Source organism: Dyadobacter tibetensis Y620-1 (assembly GCF_000566685.1).
Classification (GTDB): Bacteria; Bacteroidota; Bacteroidia; order Cytophagales; family Spirosomataceae; genus Dyadobacter; species Dyadobacter tibetensis.
Genome location: NZ_AZQN01000007.1, coordinates 1 through 17,897 on the forward strand (window position 1 = coordinate 1; position 17,897 = coordinate 17,897).

The following is a 17,897-nucleotide window of genomic DNA, read 5'->3' on the forward strand; positions in this document are numbered from 1 at the left end:
CATGGGTGCCCCCGGGAGCAATACTGACCGTACTTAGCGGACCTCCGTAAGTCGTCTCAGAGCCAGGTGCCTGCGCTTTGGCTTTTATACTCCCCAAGACAATCATCCATAATAGCAATTTTATAAAAGTATTCATGATAATTTCAGTTTAGATCTCAAAATCAATAGATAGTAACCATATTTTCACTTTGGAGGAGCTCCCTAGTAATGGCTTTTACGGGGTTAGCGTAACTCTATACTTCCCTTTCCTAATTATCTAACTTTGGACCTTCTCATTTTTATCACTTGCTTACTCTTCATGAATTCACATGAAAGGCTTATTGGCAAGCAACTAGCGAATTGCCTTATCAGAATAATTACTATAGTGTCGGGAATATATAAACCTTAGAAGTTTGGATCCGCAACAATGGTAACATGATCAAACTGACTACCGTTAAAAGTAAGCGTAGCAGGCCCACTCGGAGAGTAGAGTCCTCCTCTTAGCTCTACTGTATAATTTCCAGGCTCCAGTACCAAACGAGCAGAACCGTTATGAAAATAGAATCCGGGAGAGCCTTCGTTAGACGTAGAGGTCATAGGAGTTCTAATATTTGCGAATGGTGTACCCAGCAAAATAGTACTCGCGGGGGCCTTAGAGGTGAATTCGAAATATGTAGCAGCCATTCTTGGCTGACCATTACTTATAGCAGACAAACTTCCCCAGGAATAACTGACATCATAATCAAATGTTACCAAAGACTTTTGAGTAATAGTAAATGTAAAGGATTTTAAAAGCGAGGAGGTAAACGAATTGCCCCCTGCCGGTGCCGTAATTACTGTCGTGGATGTAAAAGGTTTGGACAAATCTCCCCCCACCAATAAAGCATTTTGCTTAGGCATCGTTTTAAGAACCCCGTTTGCATCGGCAACGACCATTTTATCGGTGGAAGCTCCCGCTAAAGTATTAATATCCCGAATCCTGACATTACCAGCCCCAATATCCAGTTTTTGAGTGGGCGTCCCGGTAGCAATTCCAAAATCACCCGCCGAAGTAAGCGTGGCATTCGTATTACCATTGGTAACGAATGATAAATTTTGAGCATTATTTGTACCAAGCACTAGGCCTGTGGAAGTGCCTGAAGTAATTAATTGTCCCTTATTGCCATTATCAACATACATATCCAATATAGACCCCCCGGCGGCTACTGACATGGTTCCCCTATTAATGCCCGTATTTAAGATCCGGGCTTCCCCAAAATTATGGGTAAATAGAGTACTAGTTCCGGCATTATTCATCCTTAGGGTATTGCCAGCCATGGTCATTGTTCTATTAGATGTCAAAGTACCATTATCCTTGTAGATATGGATATCAGACGCTGAAGCACCTGATACCCAGCGTGTACCATCATTATAATAATATCCAGGTGTTACATCTCCAGAAGTTGCCGTATTATACACGGCCATCCCAGCAACATGAGCACTTAATGGTGCTGCCACAGTCGTACTGCTCAGTGCTACTCTAGGGAGTAACAGTCCTTTATTAGCACTTTCCAAGTCTAATATAGCGTTCGCATTGGGTAAGGAAGATGTTCCTGTAACGGTACCATCTTTGATCTTTGTCTGCGCTAATAAACTCGTGGAAGCCATTAATGATAATCCGAATAATAGAAATTGCTTTTTCATGATAAATGATTTTGATGAAATGGAAATGATTGAAAATATTTTACTAGGTTAAGGTCACATATTTGGCCAATATGGCCTAGCTACTTACATTATATAACTAACAAATCCTGGGAAGGGAATTGTCTTTCTACTTTCCGGGACGAATAAGGAAGTTTTAACAATTTTTATTTTTGGACCTTATCTACCGTAGATTCAATCCTGGAATACTATTAATACAACACTATCAAAATAAAATATGCGAGAAATAAAAATTCATTTCAGCGTTTGGCTAGCCCCTGCTACTGACCATCCCCGAACTACCAAAAATGAAATGAACATTCTTGATAAACCCATCTCACTAAACGTCAATTTATAGGCAGCTCACTCCTCAACATTAACTATTAATAACTTCTGATAGAAAATTTTCTATCAATTGATAAGACATATTGAAAATGTCAAAAAATAGAAATCTGTCTAATATTCTATAAGACTATCATCGAATTAACAAGTAACAAGTTTTCTAAAGTTTTTTATATTATAGGATGCACGCTCCCCAGAAACATAAAAAAAAGGCTGTCCTATCCAGACAGCCCTATTAAATTATTTAGTCCCTACTCTATTTAAGCTTAAATACTTTAAGTCTTTCCTGATTACCAGCTACAACAAGGGCATTCCTAGAGGGGGAAGGTCCTAAACGTATCAGGCCCATACCCCGAATATCTCCGTTCAATAAAAGACCTGAGTGCTGAGCAGTGACATAATCAGCAATCCCTTCCGGACCTCCTAAGGCGATCAACCCTGTTCCTGCATCGTTACGAGGTGTTTCTACCTCCGACTGGTATTGATTTCCAGCCAGTATAAAGTCAGGGAAAGGATCACCATTATAATCTATAGCCACAATCTGATTGATTGAACTAATCTGCCCTACTCTAGCCATGGGATGAATAATAAATTGACCTTTCCCATCATTTTCCATCCAAACGCTAGTAAAGGTATATGCCTTCAGGTGCAGGGAGGCATCTAACATTTTTTTCCCATAAATATCCTCTAGTGAGGCATCTGCAAATGAGGCATAAGTTTCGAATCGCTTGCCAATGGCCGGCACCTGTTGGGTAGAACATTGCCGTCCACGTAAAGGCAATCGGCGCCCTTTCTTTTCATAACTTAAAACGATATCCTGCTTGCCATTCTCATCAAAGTCATTAGCATATATTTCGAAAGGAGATTCCTGACTCGCATGATATTTATAATTTAGTCCTAGATTCCCAGCAATTAAGTCCATATCACCGTCTTGGTCGATATCAGCCACCTTCAGGCTATACCACCATCCATGGGTATCCATTAGTCCATATGATTCTGTTACTTCGGAAAACTTCCCCTGACTATTCTTCCAGATTTGGATGGGTGACCATTCTCCAGCAGTTACCAGATCGAGCTGCCCATCCTGATCAATATCACACCATTCGGCAGCTGTGACCAAGCCTGCTTTACTCAATTCCGGAGGTATGGACTGATCTTTTGTAAATTGTACGGCCTGATTTTTCCCACCCATGTTTTTCAAAAGATAGCTCTCGGGACTTGAAGGGTAGTTCCCAGGTACAAGACGCCCGGCGACAAATAAATCGAGGCGGCCATCCCCATTATAATCCGCAGCCCGGACAATCTGTCCACTGCTAGGCATATTTGGCAATGGTACGGGAACAAATCCTTCGGCTGTCTGCACGAAGAGCCGGTCCTGATAGAAATCCTTGGGTTGAGAAGGGTCATTCCCCCCACGCACTACATACAAGTCCAGATCGTTATCACCATCGATATCCAGAAATAATGCGCCCGTATCTTCCAGATTTACATCGTCCTCCCATGGGCCTGTCATGACCTCAAATTTCCCATTAGGTTGTTGCAGATATAGCCTTGCTTTAAATCCACTTCCATTGCCTACAAATAAATCTTCAAGGCCATCCCCATTCACATCGCCCATGGCTAAGGCTGGTCCTAGCCGACTATTCCGATGAGGAAGAAGAGGTTCGTTTTCGAAATCGTCGAAGGAATCTTCCTGATGCAGGAAATTCAGGCCCAATGCCTCACTTATTTCATCAAAATGAGACTTTTTATGGTTAGCTATTTTCATAGTTTTCGCCTTATCGTAGGCAATTACCAGTATATCCTTCTCAGAAATGTCATTGGTAACTTCGGTTATTTTTCCGTCTGGCCAGGTAATCCTGACCGACTTTATAGAAGCAGAGGCTCCATAACCAATATTCATTAGCGGGGAAAGGCTCGACTGGAACCCTCTGCTTAAGGTTAGCTGCTCGGTAATAATACGCTCATCACTCAAAACGATTTGCACCTTGCTATCTATTCCCAGCGGGTTGTTCCTAGGCCCCTGAAGTCGCAGCCTTATACTCCTGTTGTCTCCCTTTTCTGCCGTATTCTCATAGATAGAAGCGAAATCGTCAATATTATTAATGACCATATCTAGGTCCCCATCCCCATCAAAATCGGCATACGCTATACCATTCGAAAAGCCCTTATATTCAAATCCCCATTCCTTTGTACGGTCACTAAACTGGAAATCGCCTTCATTTTTAAAGATAAAATTATCTAAAGGGGTGCTTGGTAAATCTTCGTAGTTATAGTCTTCATTCTTTTCAAAAAAGCTCCGAGATTGAAATTGCTCATTCATGTCATTATTATTGACATCGCGCTTCATCCCATTGGTAACGACAATGTCCTTATTTCCATCCATATCGAAGTCAGCAAATAATACCCCCCAGCTCCAATCGGTAGTGGCGACTCCGGCCAATCGAGCTACATTTCCAAAAACAGGATGACCATTCGTATCATTTCCCTGATTGAGTTGCAGGCTATTTTGCATGTACTGGTAATGGAATCCGAAATCAATACCCTGGTAAAATGTCTGCGGACTCATGCTGGCCATATTGGTTTTAGCCCTTTTATAGTCCATCGGTGTCATGTCAACCTGAACAAGATCCATCAGACCATCATTATTGAAGTCGCTTGCATCGACTCCCATCCCAAACTGAGAATTCTGTCGGAAAGAATGTTGCAGGACTTCTGAAAATGTACCGTCTCCTTGATTTAAATAGAAATAATCAGGGACGTTAAAGTCATTGGATAGATATAAATCGGTTAGTCCATCACCATTAAAATCCTGGGCTAATACTCCCAGAGTTAGCCCGAACCTTTGCAAACCAGCTTCGGTGGTAACATCTTCGAAGTGCCCATTGCCTTGATTGCGATACAAATGACCTGACTCTTCATAACGATTTTCCTTTATTTTATCACGATAATAAGTATTACCCATACTCACATTAATAATGGGATAATTTCCTACAAAAACGTCTAGCAGCCCATCCTGATCATAATCAAAAAAAGTAGCCTGAATAGAATGAGAGGCATCTGCTAAGCCATATTCGGCAGCCTTTTCGGAAAACGTATTATTTTGATTATTAACAAAGAGTTGATTTTCTGTCGATCCATATTTTCCTGACACAGAGAGATATAAATCCAACCAGCCATCGGCATTGATATCAACCACCGTTACTCCTGCATACCAGCGGTCATCCCCAGCCAAGCCTGCTTGATCGGTAATATCTTCGAAGGTAAAAGGCAGTCCATCGCGCGCCCCCCGGTTCAAATACAGTTTGTTAGGGGTCATATTTCCGGTAAAGAATACATCCTCCAGACCATCATTATTGAAATCTCCTACAGCGACACCTCCTCCCATATAGAGATAGGGAAAAGAATAATAATTTAATGTGTCGTTTTCCAGAATGTTATTCTTAAACGGTATTCCTAATTTACTGGCTTCATGTCGTTTCAACAAAGATTCCTGCTTCTGTTCACAGCCCATTATCAATATAATGGCAATAAAGAAAAATGAGGATCTAAACCAGATCCGGGCAGCTGTTAATGGAGTCGTCAAAGCTTTGGTACTTGTCATTACATTCCTGGCGATAAAATAAAAAGGGGATGGGCGATCCTATCACTCGATTGCCCATCCACCTATCTGATCATGAATCAATATCCTGGATTATGCTTAAAATTCGGATTTCCGTCTATTTCATTCTGGGGTATATCAACATATTCGCGGCCAGGTTTATAGGATTTGGTCCCCCCGCTTTCCGATTTAAATTCAGGATGGTCGGCAATTCGCGACTTCACCATTCCCCAACGAAGTAGATCAAAATAGCGTGTACGCTCCAGTGTCAACTCTTTGACCCGCTCATCTGCCAAGTCCTGCATGGTCATATTAAGATCAAAAGGTTTCATATTGACCCTTTTACGAACCAGATTTACTGCGTCCACAGCAGCTTGGGTAGCAACATTTCCAGCCCAGCTTCCCATTTCGGCTTCAGCATACATTAATAGCACATCGGCATACCGCATTAGCCTTAAATTGTTGCCAGACTGATGCCATCCATTGGTCTGAGACGCCTGATATCCCTTTCGAGTATCCAAATGCTTGCTGGCAAATATTCTACCTACATTCTTGTCACCATATGCCTCTTTAAAAGATTTGTTTAAATAGGTATGGGAAGTCAGTACGCGTCCTGCATGGGTTGTCTTTTGATCTGTATCCCAGAACAGGGTCTCAAATGCCCGGGGATCTACTTGATTGTCAATGGTCTTTTCGTCTAAGAATAAATCAAGCACCCAACTATTGATACGCATCCCATCCTGACCCGTAAATCCGGCAGGAGCCAGGTCGGGATGAAAGGCAGCACCTTTGCCCACACCAGCCGCATCGCCCCCCCAGCCCTGGTTGCCGTCTGCTTTAAGCTGAATCTCAAAAATAGATTCGCTGTTATTTTCTTTGTCTTCAGTAAAGTTATCCCCATAATCCTTAGTCAAGGAATACAATCCACTGTCCATTATTTTTTTAAACTCGGTTTTGGCACTGGCGAAATTTTTTCGATATAAATAAGTTTTACCTAAATAAGCCGTAGCCGCTCCCCAGGTAGCACGTCCAACATTGGCATTGTCCCAAGTTTTCGGAAGCAGTTTTTGTGCTTCCTGAAAGTCCAAAACGATTTGAGCCCACACTTGTTCAGGATCCGCCTGAGTAATGGCTTCTGGATCTTTTATTTCTCCTATTGGCAAGGTTATCAATGGGACATTAAGCCAATTATTTACCAGCTGAAAATAATTATAGGCCCTTAAGAATCGCGCTTCGCCGAGGATAGCATTTTTGGCAGCTTCCTCCATCTGGATATTCGGCACATTAAAGAGTATTTCGTTGGCTCTGGTGATCGCCTGATAATTAGTGCTCCACACCCAAAACGTACCATTAGTAATAGAAACCCCATTGAAATTCCCTATGGCCGTTCTTTCGGAAGTGGCAAACCCATTCACCACGTCATCTCGGTAATCGGAAAGGAAAATCTCAAAACGAGAATAATTCCAAATATGGGTAAACGGGCTATAGGCGCCCAAAATGGCCTTATTTGCATCATCCGCTGATCTCCAAAAGGTCGAAGGGGTGAGGGCATTTGGATTGCTTTGGTCCAGAATATCTTCATTACAACTGGCCATTACACCTACCACAAGCAGTATGGTAGGAGCCAGCACCTTTTTTAGATTATTAAATTTCATATACGTATTGTTTATGCCTAACGGCTATTCATTTTTCTTAAAATCCAACCTGAATTCCTATCTGGAAGTTACGGGCCGTAGGGTATGAACTTTCGTCTACTCCTGCACTAAATAGTCGGGTGGCCGAACGGGTATTGCGCCCCACCTCGGGATAATAACCTGTATAACCCGTGATTGTAAATAGGTTCTGGCTCGAGAGATATAGACGCAGACGATTCATACCCACTTTTTCTATTATATTTTTGGGAAATGTATAGCCTATCTGGGCATTTCTTAAACGGAAATAAGCTCCACTTTCCAGATAAAAATCGGAGAACCGGCGATTAAACCCTGGATCTGTCTGAGTATTTCTAGGGATGTTGGTATCAGTATTATCCGGCGTCCAGGCATTCAGTGCATCGGCCAGATAATTACCTTCCGTGTCAAAATATCCTCTGTACTTGTTGGCATTCAAGTTTTTATTTCCTGCTACACCATTAAAAAACAAGGTAAAGTCGAAACCTTTATATCCTGCATTAACATTGAGGCCATAAATAAAGTTGGGGGTAGGATTTCCGATATATGACTGATCGGCCACATCAATTTTACCATCCCCATTCATATCTTTAAATTTTAAGTCACCCGCCTTAGGTGAATTGGCATCATTGGCGGCTGTAGCCTCGTCGTTGGTTTGGTATATCCCATCGACGGTATATCCATAAAATGAGCCGATTGGCTGTCCTACATCAGTCTTGGTGGAATTTAAACCATTAGAGGTAAATGAGCCCCCAATGATAGGAGTGGCACGCCCTAAGGCCGTTACTTCGTTGGAGAGGATGCTGAAATTACCCGATATATCATATGTAAATCCGTTATTGGCGGAGCCATAGTAGGTTGTAAGGAATTCAAATCCTTTGTTTTTTATACTGGCCGAATTGAAAGGTACTGGATTTCCAAATCCGGTATAGAGCGGAAGATTCAAGGATACCAATACATCGTCTGAATTTTTTATGAAATAGTCCATGGTAAACTGCAGCTTATTGTTCAGCATATTAAACTCCAAACCTATATCGGTAGTCCGGGTAGTTTCCCATTTTATATTTGGATTCACTCCTTTAGTTATCGAGTAGCCCTGCAAACGAGTCTGATCGGTCCCAATTATATAGTCAGAGTTCAGATTCAACTCAGGATTAATGGCATAAGGCACTACGTTATTTGAGCCAATTTCACCATAACTGGCTCGCAGCTTCATATTGGAAAAGCCTTTAAAATCCCTCATAAATGGCTCGTTAGAAATATTCCAGCCTAGGGCAGCAGAAGGAAATACTCCCCAGCGAAGATCCTCCCTAAATAAAGAAGATCCATCCCTACGTAAGGTAGCCGTAACAAGGTACCGATCGTCATAGGTGTAATTAACCCTTCCAAAATAGGACAATAGGCCTGTTACAGATTCATTCGAGGGCATTTGAGATCTATCTGCTGCTGCAGATGCCACGCGGATTTCGTTGGAAGGAAAATTCCTGGCGATTACTCCTAGAGATCGGAACTGGGTAGTCTGCGACGATTGTCCCAAAAGTATATCTAAACTGTGGCGATCGAATTTGCGGTTATAGTTCAGTGTATTTTCAATAAGTTTAGATAACAGATTTGAATTGGTCTCAGCGAGTTCGGCATAAGGAGTATTCCCTACCTGTGATCCATTGTAAAAATATTTAGGTGTAAACCGGTAATTATTATCTGCGGAATATTCCGCTCCAAAATTTAACTTATATGTAAGTCCTTTTACGAGTTCATATGAAGCATCAATATTTCCAATCAGACCATTGCTGGTCACCGTCCGATCTTCTAAGGTTGCAAGCCCCAGTGAATTGCCAATATTACCTACGCCGTAGTACCCCGCCAGGCTATAGGATGATCCTGCAGGTATATTATTGGCCGTGAAATTGCCCGAGGCATCACGAATAGCAATCGTTGGAAGCAAATCCCTCTCTCGGTTAAAATAATTATTTGGGTTATTGACTGTACGTGTTAAACCCATTGTCTGCTGTAATTTAAATTTCCCCTTCGAAAAAGCTGAATTCACCCTTGCATTAATCCGTTTAAAGTCCGATTCCTTTACAATACCCTTTTGGTCCAGGTAATTTAGTGAAACACTGTAGGTACCATATTCGCTGCCCCCCGAAATCCGTAAACCTGCATTGCTCATAGGAGCATTTCTTAAACTTTCACGTTGTATATCGGAACTGATGGCAGGGTTAAACTCACTGTCATTGGCCGGAAACCTTGGATTGCCATCATTATCCCTCGCCCGATTGACAATGTCGGCATATTGCCGGGCATTGGCCCAGTCCAGATACTTCGTTGGCGACTGCATAGCTGTGGACAGGTCAACATCTATATTCAAATGTCCGCTTTTTCCTTTCTTAGTAGTAATAATTACCACTCCATTGGCTGCCCGTGAACCGTAAATGGCACTTGCGGAAGCGTCTTTCAACACACTAATCGATTCAATATCCTGGGGATTAAGCGACCCCATTCCTCCTGTTAGCATTCCGTCTATCACATATAATGGGCCTGAGTCGGACAAGGTACCCGTCCCTCGTATGGTCACGAGCTGCGCCGCACCAGGTCCGCCACCATTGGCTGTAACGTTCACACCAGCTACCCTTCCTTGAATGGCTGAAGCCGCATTGGAGGTAACAAATTTAGATAACTCTTCACTCCCGATCGAAGCAACAGCACCGGTCATGTCACTTTTTTTCTGACTACCATAACCGACCACAACTACCTCCTGGAGACTTTTCTGATCTTCCACCAGTTGTATATCTATATTACTTCTGTTGCCAACGGATATCTTTTGAGGGATAAAGCTAATATAGCTAATGACCAGCGTATCGTTGCTTCCCGACACCATGATACTGTAATTGCCATCCATGTCAGTCACCACTCCCGTGGTTGTGCCGGCTAAGGTCACGTTGGCACTCGGCAATGCGCCTGAGTCTGATGCGGATGTCACCCTGCCTGTTACCTTTCTTTGCTGAGCGTGCAGGTGCAGTGTAGTCATTAAAAATGCAAGAAGGAACATCCCTAGCTTGACACCTGATGAGCATAATTTAAATTGTCGAATTTTGTCCATTTAGATAAAAGGCTTGATGAGCGAGAACCTGGAAGCGTCCAGCACAAAGTAGGGATATACGCTTATTGAGGTAAACCCCATATTTGGCTAGCAGACACCATCCAAGCAGAATCTTGATTAAGACGCCTTTGCAAAATTCTATTAAATGGCCATATACTACTATGATTAGCTCAGCATTTGCCTATACTATATTGGCAGAAATTGCTTTTAGATCCGAATCTATCATTGCTTAGGCCTCCCATGCCGAAATTGCCCAATAGCTTCGCTGACTCGCTGCACAGGAAGCTTACATACCTTATCCTTGCAAACAAAGATCATATTTCGGCCCAAAATATTCTTATCTTTCAATAATGGAATGGTATCAGAATTTCCTCCAGCGACCACGATATTCGGCAGATAATGTCTCTGAAAGGCCTGTCCCAGGGCTGAGGATGCCCCACCTGTAATGGCTACCTCATAAAACCCATAGCCATCATATGCCGCCAATTGAGCCCACGAGCTGTAAAATACCGGTTCAGTAGAAATAGTATTTTTCATTTGGTTTAATAAATTCGTCGATTCCAATAATAATGCATCGTCATAAAATATTTTCCCAAGTCGAAACTTCAGCTGAGCCATAATCGCAATGGGTGAGGGTAAAATCTGGTCGCTTACCACATGACTGGGAACAAGGGGCTTTTTATGATCAGTAGGGTTAAAAACATAAAAGGGATTTCCATCTTCCAGAAAGCGACGGTCAATGGTCATAACCAGGCTTTTAGACATGTCCAGCCAGTGTGCATCAAAAGTAGCCTGGTATAGGGCTAGATAAGCGTCCGCCAGGTAGGCATAATCTTCTAAAAAAGCAGTTCCAGATACCTTACCTTGTCGAAAAGTTCGAAATAATTTCAAATCCGGGGTCAGCATTTTCTTTTCTATAAACCTTGCCGTTTTAAGTGCGGAATGTAAATATTTATCCTTTCCGGTAGCCTGATAGGCCTCCGTCAGCCCTTTTATCATAAGGGCATTCCAGGCGGTCAATATTTTGTCGTCTGTGGCCGGGCGCTCCCTTTTCGAACGTAGTTTGTATAATTTGGCCTTTACTTTGGAAATTTCGCTTTGGTCCATGAGCGGGACATCTTGTTTTTTAAATAAAATGTTGGTCGACTTTTCCCAATTCCCTTCTTGACTTATTTCAAATACCCGTGATAAAAGATCAAACTCTTCGACGGTTAGGGCATGCTTCAGCTCATCGTATTTCCAGACATAAAAAGCCCCCTCATCTCCCCCACTGTCGGCACTGATAGACGAAAAGTATCCTCCATCTTCCTGCTCCATTTCCCGGGATAGCCAATCGTACATTTCGGTTATCACTTGTTCATAGCGCTTATCTGAGGTATACTGGTAGGCATGAGCGTATAGTTTCAAGAGTAAGGCGTTGTCATAAAGCATTTTTTCAAAATGAGGAATCTCCCATTTCTCATCGGTAGTGTACCTGAAAAAGCCACCTCCCAGTGCATCATAAATTCCGCCATTCATCATAGATGCCAGGGTGTTCTCAACGGCTTGCCACAAAATTTTATCCTTTTTCAGACTCGACATCTGCATCAAAAATTCCCATTGCTGTGGCTCCGGAAATTTTGAGGATCCCTTTAGTCCTCCATATTGATGATCATATTGCGACAAGAGACTATCTTTCACCAGAATAGCCAAATTATAATTACTTATGGAAAAATCTGTAGACCTTCCTGATTCAGTTTGTATTTTAACAATTTCCGCCGTAAGGTTTTCCGATTGTCTCCTTACCTTTTCATAATCCTTGGTATAAGCCTCCTGAATATTTTGCAATAAACGTAACCATTGAGGTTGAGTAAAATAAGTCCCGGCATAAAATGGTTTGCCATTTGGCAGAGTGAAGGCATTTAAGGGCCACCCTCCCTCACCATGAATAAGCTGTGCTGCATTCAGATAGATATCGTCCAGATCGGGACGCTCTTCACGATCTACTTTTATGGATACAAAATGGCGATTCATATAATTGGCCACCGCGGTATCCATAAACGATTCACGTTCCATGACATGGCACCAATGGCAGGAAGCATAGCCAATACTGACTATAATGGGTTTGTTTTCCCTTTCAGCCTTTTCAAGTGCCTCCTCTCCCCATTCGTACCAATTAACTGGATTATCGGCATGCCCAAGCAAATAGGGGCTTGTGGCTCCTCTTAGGCGATTGCCCTCCCTACCTTGCTTTTCTGATTGACAACAAACGACAAAGCCCATCAGTATCAGAGAAAAAAGTTGCAATCGCATAAGTAGACGTGTTAAAAAAAAAGGAATCTAAAGTTTCGAAGTTTTTGCTACAAAAAAAAGAAACCATCGGGAAACCCGATGGGATGCTTTGCACTAACTAACCATTTCAAAAAAAATATTTTCATATCACAGCTACGACTTCATCAAACAAGGACTGGGACAAGACCCCTGCTTTCCAATCCTGGAGGGTAGATTCGATCTGGTCTATATTTCTGGCGCCCATCACCACCCGATTTGCCTGCCGGGTAGAAAACAAAAAACGCTGAGCCAGCGATGACAGTTTCATCCCCTCTCGATAGGCAATAGCCTTGATTAACTGGGCATTATGAATATCCTGAGCACTTATCCAACCATCGTTCGGCGGGCACTGAACAAACTGCTCATATCGGTTGCCTAATAAGGAAAAATGAAGGGCAGAAGCTGCATAGTAGGCTACCTGCTCTCGTTCTATATGAGGAATATCTCTATCAAAAGCGCTAAAATTACAAGCATCTAATTTCAAAAAACCAGACACGACCTGAAAATTCTCCTTGGTAATATAAGGCCTAAACTCATCGGTAGGATTCCCTCCTACCCCTAGCATGCGACAGTATCCAGAATCAACAAAACCATGAAGGGTTTCCAGTACTTCACGTATCCGATCTAGAGGCACTAAATAAGGTTCGTGTAAGAATAAAAGATCTACTTGATCAACGCCCAGTGTGTCCAGACTCTCTAAAACACTCCGTCTCATACGTTCCGGACTATAGTCCACGATCGTCTTATGTGCATCAGAACTCTTCAGACGACCTACTTTGGTACTGATAAAAGGACGGGGGCCTTTCCACTTCGCTAAAGCTTTGCCAACTACCTTTTCCGATTCATTATAAGAAGGAGAGGTATCCAAAGCGCTGATCCCATTCTCAAAAGCATAGAGAAGGCAGTCTACAGACTCTTCATAATTGGTCGTTCCCCAGACACCACCTAGGCCGGAACATCCGTATACCAGCCGGCTACCATGGCCAAAATCGTAATGAGAATCATGAATATCAGATATATATGTGGGCTTCATAGCATTGAAGAAGATTGATAAATCAGGCCCTGTGATGCGTAAACTGACAATGAAAGTCATGAATTTACGGCCGATGGACTAAACGATGCAAAACTATGGAGAGTCCTCAATCATTTCCATGTCTATGTTGGCATGCAGTAGTACTATTTTAGTATATATTTTCATTTCCGGCTGAGATATATTACCCAGGAGATTAGGCATAGTAGATAGCTAGCCCCATGGCTTAAATACTATAGCCAGATCAGCCATTATATCGAAAATGGAAAGCATAGAGGATTCAGAACGTTTCTCAGCCCTGGATATTACTTCTTTAATATGCCCCGTTCAACACTTTTATCAAGAAGTTCTTCTGCGTATTCCCATAAACTATTTGAGCCTTGCTCGATTACCTTTTTCTTATTGTAAACCGCTTGATACTTCACACCAAACTCCTTCCAGGTTCCCCCGTTATTTGAAACATTCTGCAGCAGCGGTTCCAGCCGATCCATGGACTTTGCAAATTTTGCCTCATTACTATGTCCAGCTTCAAATTCTTTCCAAAGCTCCATCATTTCCTTTGCCTGAGCCTCGGGTAGCAGCCCAAATATTCTTTCCGCACCTTTCATCTCTTCGTCTGTATTGTCATGGTTCTTATGTTGATCATAAATAAAGGTATCACCCGCATCTATTTCGACGATATCGTGTATAAGAACCATTTTAATAACCTTTAGAAGATCAACTGGATCATCCGAATGTTCATGGAGAACCATGGCCATCATGGCCAGATGCCAGCTATGCTCTGCATCGTTTTCTCTTCGATCGCTATTAAACAGCTTCGTTTTCCTTTGAATATATTTTATTTTGTCAATTTCCCTTATAAAATCAATCTGCTGGAGCAATTTCTCATTTTTCATATTACTTTTCTGATTAGGAGCGCATGGCTCTGACTTTTACCAACTGTTGGTCTTTCAAAAAATTCTCGTACGCTTCAGTTTCCATACCATAAATGGCCACCCTGCCCATATGATCAAAATGAACCCCAAAACCATAATTTTTTGTCAGTGGCGAGGCCCGGAGACAGGCTTGGCCTTTGGAGAAAAACAGGTCTCTGGCAGGTAAATATTCCGATTCTCCCAAATCATTTCTATCGGCATATATCTGAAATAATATTTCATCCGAAGTAAACTGATAGGGCTGAGCAGATATGAGGGAATACTGTCTTTCGGCAATTGTCCTGTTCTGTCTGACCGGGGGAGCCACCCCACAAACAGCTTTTGTATTGGCAGCAACCTCAATAAAGGTATTAAAATAATTGGTGCTATGCTGTTTCATAATCCTAAGGTTTCTATATAACAAATGGTTGAATACCTTTATCCGTTCAAAAGCTAATCGCTTTCTATCAGCAAGTATATGGAATTCCCTTTCAACTGAGAACTATTTTGCATCAGAGACATACTGAGAAGGTGTCTTTCCGGCAATTTTTTTAAAATACCTGTTAAAATTCGAAAGGTTATTAAATCCACTCTCAAAACATATTTGAGAAATACTCAGATCCGTTTCCAGAAGCAGCTTACAGGCATGGCCAATTCGGACCTCTAAAAGAAAATTAGAGAACGTTTTGTTGGTTTTGGTTTTGAAATATCGGCAAAAGGAATTGACACTCAGATTGGCCACATTAGATATTTCATCAAGGGTGATTTCCTTATCGAAATTCCCTAATACGAAATGATAGATATTATTGAGACGCTCACTGTCTACGGCGTCGTATCGGTACATATAGCCAAAAGAAGCTAGCTTCGTTTCGGATATAGCGGTACTTAGCTCAGCAAATATGGTTAGCAGATTGATAATTCTGTAAATTCCGGAAGAATCATGGAGATCAGCCATCCTAGTCCCAAACTGGTCGGTGGCATCTTTCTTAATATGTATACCCTGCTGCGACTTCGCTATAAATTCTCTTGCGGCCTTCATTTCCGGAACCCTAAAAAATTCTTCACTAAGAAAATTGGGAAGAAAATGAATCACATATGCATCCGAATATATCTCTTCCTGATCGTGATCGTAACGAAATAAATGGGGAAGATTAGGACCCAGGACAAAGATATCATTAGCCTCAAATGAGGATATGCTATCTCCAATAATATAGGTTCCTTTGCCCTTTCTGATATGTATTATTTCTATCTCCGGATGATAGTGCCATCGATTATGATAAACGGGCACAATATCGTGTCGTATGCTAAAGGATTGCTCTAACTTATTAGATATTTTCAGTAACTGGGCTTTCATATCTGGGAATAGAATTGTTAAATTATGGCAATATAATATTACATAATGCCAACGATGGGGCTGTACGCTCCATCTTAAGGGACTAAATTTGCCAATATTCTTGACATAGCACTAGAATAGATCAAATTATTTAAATAAAAAGCAAAAATACGACCTTTCAAACTTACAAACTTTAATACTATTTAAACAAGCAGACTCCAAAAAATCAGCAAAAAAAATGTAATAATATGTCGCATTTAAGGCAAAATAGTACAGGTTTTTAGCAAAAACATATTCTGATTACCAACTCAAAATCCATATCCCAATAATGAAAAAATTATTTCTTTCTCTCCTATTTCTTCTGTGCCTGGTTGATCAGGTCTCAGCACAACAAAAATTTCAGGAAAATTGGCAGTCTATCAAGGACAACTATCAATATCCTGAATGGTTTAGGGACGCCAAACTAGGTATTTTTATTCACTGGGGCGTATACGCGGTACCTGCTTATGGCTCCGAGTGGTACCCCCGCAATATGTACCAGGACTCCATTATCAGGGGTGGACATGGTGAAATATTAAAAAAGCAGGCTTCACCTATCTACCAGTATCATATAGAAAAATATGGTCCTTTAGACCAGTTTGGATATAAAGACTTCATACCCCAATTTAAAGCCGAGAAGTTCGATGCCGAAGAATGGATAAGCCTATTTAAAGAATCGGGGGCAAAATATATCATTCCTGTTGCTGAGCATCACGATGCCTTTGCCATGTACAATTCGTCCTATACCCCCTGGAATTCTGTCGATATGGGTCCAGGTCGTGACTTCTTGAAAGAGCTTCGGGAGGAGACCTTGAAGCAGGGAATGAAATTTGGCGCATCTTCCCATCTCGCTTTCAACTGGGATTACTTTAACAAAAAACCTTCTTTTAATAATACTGCCCCCAAATACGATTTGCTATATGGTCCCAATCATGAGCCCTATGCCCCAGCATCAGCGGATTTCCGTAGTTTATGGTGGAAGAGAACCAAAGAGATTATTGACAATTACCAGCCGGATGTATTATGGTTCGACTTCGGTTTTGACCGTCCGGAATATGCCCCTCAACATCTGACACTAGCAAGTTATTACTATAATAAGGCTAATGAGTGGAACAAGGAAGTAGTCCTTCAATCTAAGAATCTTAAACATGAGTCCTTCCCCGAAGGTACACATATGCTCGATATTGAGCGAAGCAAACTGGCCGACATTCGTAAATTACCTTGGCAAACCGATACCTCTGTAGGAGCGAATTCATGGGGCTATGTTACCAATTGGGTCTCAAAGAATCCTAACACCATCGTAGATGATCTTGTAGACATTGTCAGCAAAAATGGTTGCCTGCTCCTGAATGTTGGTCCTCGTGCCGACGGAACCATCCCCGACGACCAGAAAGAAGTCCTAATGGAACTAGGAAAATGGCTCAAAATTAATGGAGAGGCCATTTACGGGACTCGCCCATTTAGCATCTATGGAGAAGGACCAACCAAGATCGTGGAAGGGCATTTGTCCGAAGAAAAGAACAAAGACCTTGGCGCGAAAGATATTCGGTACACGGTGAAAGGCGACCAGCTATACGCTACCATGATGGCCTGGCCTACAGATGGAAAAGCCAATATCCGTACTCTAGCTAAAGGTAATAAGCTAATGGCCAAGAAAGTATCAAAAGTTACTTTGATCGGGAACGAAGGAAACTTAAAATTTAAGCAAACCAAAGACGGACTATCTATTGAGATGCCTGCAAAGGAAGTCGGAAAATATGCGTATGTTTTCAAAATAAATTAATTGAAATATACCTCTCCAAGTGCACCATCGATCTGAAATCGGTGGTGTATTTTTTAACATTAATATGATCGTTTATGATTGAAATAATGGCTTAAAAGGTGTCGTAATGGGCCTTC

At 41.8% G+C, this 17,897-nt stretch carries 10 protein-coding genes; 1 reads left to right on the forward strand and 9 read right to left on the reverse strand.

Translation table 11 applies throughout. The annotated features are described in order from the left end of the window. Positions 1-384 precede the first annotated feature (384 nt). The 9 genes from X939_RS23805 to X939_RS0116720 all read right to left on the reverse strand — a co-directional run bounded on the left by X939_RS23805 (position 385) and on the right by X939_RS0116720 (position 15,980). Positions 385-1,662 (reverse strand): phage tail-like protein, encoded by a 1,278-nt coding sequence (locus tag X939_RS23805; RefSeq protein WP_025764434.1) that lies wholly within the window; start codon positions 1,660-1,662, stop codon positions 385-387. A gap of 595 nt (positions 1,663-2,257) precedes the next feature. After that, positions 2,258-5,605, reverse strand: a complete 3,348-nt coding sequence (locus X939_RS0116680; protein ID WP_025764435.1) for a VCBS repeat-containing protein — start codon at positions 5,603-5,605, stop codon at positions 2,258-2,260. A gap of 77 nt (positions 5,606-5,682) precedes the next feature. Next, a complete protein-coding gene (locus X939_RS0116685; RefSeq protein WP_025764436.1) occupies positions 5,683-7,257 on the reverse strand; it encodes a RagB/SusD family nutrient uptake outer membrane protein in 1,575 nt (524 codons plus the stop codon). A 37-nt stretch (positions 7,258-7,294) separates the two neighbouring features. Further along, a complete protein-coding gene (locus X939_RS0116690) occupies positions 7,295-10,300 on the reverse strand; it encodes a SusC/RagA family TonB-linked outer membrane protein (protein WP_229236079.1) in 3,006 nt (1,001 codons plus the stop codon). 294 nt (positions 10,301-10,594) lie between these two features. Beyond that, positions 10,595-12,664, reverse strand: a complete 2,070-nt coding sequence (locus X939_RS0116695; RefSeq protein WP_025764438.1) for a thioredoxin domain-containing protein — start codon at positions 12,662-12,664, stop codon at positions 10,595-10,597. 121 nt (positions 12,665-12,785) lie between these two features. After that, on the reverse strand, positions 12,786-13,715 hold the full coding sequence (locus X939_RS0116700) for an aldo/keto reductase (RefSeq protein ID WP_052353484.1): 930 nt from the start codon (positions 13,713-13,715) through the stop codon (positions 12,786-12,788). Between the two features lie 302 nt (positions 13,716-14,017). Further along, complete coding sequence (locus X939_RS0116710; RefSeq protein ID WP_025764440.1) at positions 14,018-14,608, reverse strand: HD domain-containing protein; 591 nt, start codon at positions 14,606-14,608, stop codon at positions 14,018-14,020. A gap of 13 nt (positions 14,609-14,621) precedes the next feature. After that, entirely contained in the window at positions 14,622-15,026 is a 405-nt protein-coding gene (locus X939_RS22560; protein WP_044199866.1) for a DUF6157 family protein, read from the reverse strand. Positions 15,027-15,128: 102 nt separating this feature from the next. Continuing rightward, positions 15,129-15,980 carry an AraC family transcriptional regulator gene (locus tag X939_RS0116720; protein ID WP_025764441.1) on the reverse strand — a complete coding sequence of 284 codons (852 nt, stop codon included), beginning with the start codon at positions 15,978-15,980 and terminating at the stop codon, positions 15,129-15,131. A gap of 307 nt (positions 15,981-16,287) precedes the next feature. Between X939_RS0116720 and X939_RS0116725 the strand changes: the two genes are divergently transcribed. Further along, positions 16,288-17,781 (forward strand): alpha-L-fucosidase, encoded by a 1,494-nt coding sequence (locus tag X939_RS0116725; RefSeq protein WP_025764442.1) that lies wholly within the window; start codon positions 16,288-16,290, stop codon positions 17,779-17,781. Positions 17,782-17,897: the final 116 nt, after the last annotated feature.